At 58.0% G+C, this 1,515-nt stretch carries 1 protein-coding gene and 1 pseudogene; both read right to left on the bottom strand.

Going from position 1 to position 1,515, the window contains the following annotated elements:
- Positions 1-230: 230 nt before the first annotated feature.
- On the bottom strand, positions 231-1,205 hold the full coding sequence (locus ACOVRJ_RS11935) for an IS5 family transposase (protein ID WP_422044069.1): 975 nt from the start codon (positions 1,203-1,205) through the stop codon (positions 231-233).
- 24 nt (positions 1,206-1,229) lie between these two features.
- A pseudogene (locus ACOVRJ_RS11930) lies at positions 1,230-1,515 on the bottom strand (DEAD/DEAH box helicase family protein); the annotation flags it as partial.

Here is a 1,515-nt window from a genome sequence, read left to right as displayed (position 1 = left end):
CGCATCGCATTCCCTCAACCATCATGAACATGATATCCATAACGTCTGACCTGCAAATCTCGTTTACACGCGCTCGAATTTCAACAGCCTGCTAAGGCTACGCTGAACAAGCTCTGTTTATCAGCATCGAGGTCGCGCATACCAGCCTGATTCTTCAACAAGGTGCGTTCCACATGGTTTTTCTGGCCCTGTCGGGCCGGTTGCGGGACGTTCGTCCCGCGATTGGCCCACTATGGGCGCACCTCTCCCGTCAGCCGACGACGCGCCAGGTAGAGGTTGGCCAGCGCCAGCGCCGTGAAGGCACGGTTGGCATTCTTGACCAGCCCCCGATAGCGCACCTTGGTAAAGCCCCACAGTCGCTTGACTACCGCAAACACATGTTCGACCTTCGCCCGCACTTTTGACTTGGTGCGGTTCTTTGCCCGCCTGACTTCGTCGGCCGGCTCGTCCTTGCGGCGGCGTACCCGTTCGTTGGTGAAGTCTTTTGCCTGTGGCGCCTTGGTGCGAATTTGCGCTACCTGTCCCTGATAGGCGTTGTCGCCATACACCCGTTTTTCGTCCCCATGCAGTAACTGCGGCAGAGGGTGCTTGTCATGCACATTGGCCGGCGTGACCACCGCGCTGTGCGCCAGCCCGCTGTGGCTGTCCACGCCGATGTGGAGTTTCATGCCGAAGTACCACTGCTGACCCTTCTTCGTCTGGTGCATCTCGGGATCGCGCGCCCGCTCGGCATTCTTGGTGGAGGATGGAGCAGCAATGATGGTGGCATCGACGATGGTGCCCGTCTTGACAGTCATGCCGCTCTCCTGCAGTACCCGGCCCGCCTCGGCAAAGAGCTGCTCGCCCAACTGGTGTCGCTCAAGCAGATGCCGGAACTTGAGCAGGGTGGTGGCGTCGGGCACCGGCTCGCGCCCCAGATCAATGCCTACAAAGCGCCGCAAACCAGGACTGTCGTAAAGCGCTTCCTCGCAAGCCAGATCGGCCAGATTGAACCAGTGCTGGAGAAAGTGAATGCGCAGCATGCGTTCCAGACCAATCGGCGGGCGACCATTGCCTGCCTTGGGATAATACGGCGCGATCACAGCGCATAACGCTTGCCAAGGAAGAATGCGTTCCATCGTCTCCAGAAACACGTCGCGTCGCGTAGGTTTGCGGTAGTGCTCGAAGGATTGATCAGCTGCCATGGCAAGTGTCTGTTGTTTCATGAGGCCTCGTCGCTTGGATTGTCAATACCTTCTATAACGTTCAAACAGCAATCTCGTTGACTTGTTCAGCGTTGCCTTAGTTCGCAAATCGGGGCGGGTGTCTGCCCGTACAGGCGTTTCCCGCAACAGTTCCTTCGCTCCCGCAAAAGTCTCGAAGAGTTGCCCGTCCAAATCGTTGCGGTCGGTGACAACCAAAATCGTCGGATTGTTCATCTCTGGTGCGGTCATCAATCGCCCCGCAAGGCAGGTCATCTCGATAGACTTGCCCGAACCTTGCGTATGCCAAACTACGCCGCCACGACGTGAACCA

The organism is Roseateles sp., from assembly GCF_049240545.1.
GTDB lineage: Bacteria > Pseudomonadota > Gammaproteobacteria > Burkholderiales > Burkholderiaceae_C > Paucibacter_A.
The sequence above is the reverse complement of the archived record's forward strand: the minus strand, read 5'-3'. Positions and strand labels throughout refer to the sequence as shown.

What these genes read in the sequence shown, in the direction of transcription:
- ACOVRJ_RS11935 (WP_422044069.1), bottom strand. Translation starts at nt 1,205, where the DNA reads ATGAAACAACAGACACTTGCCATGGCAGCTGATCAATCCTTCGAGCAC.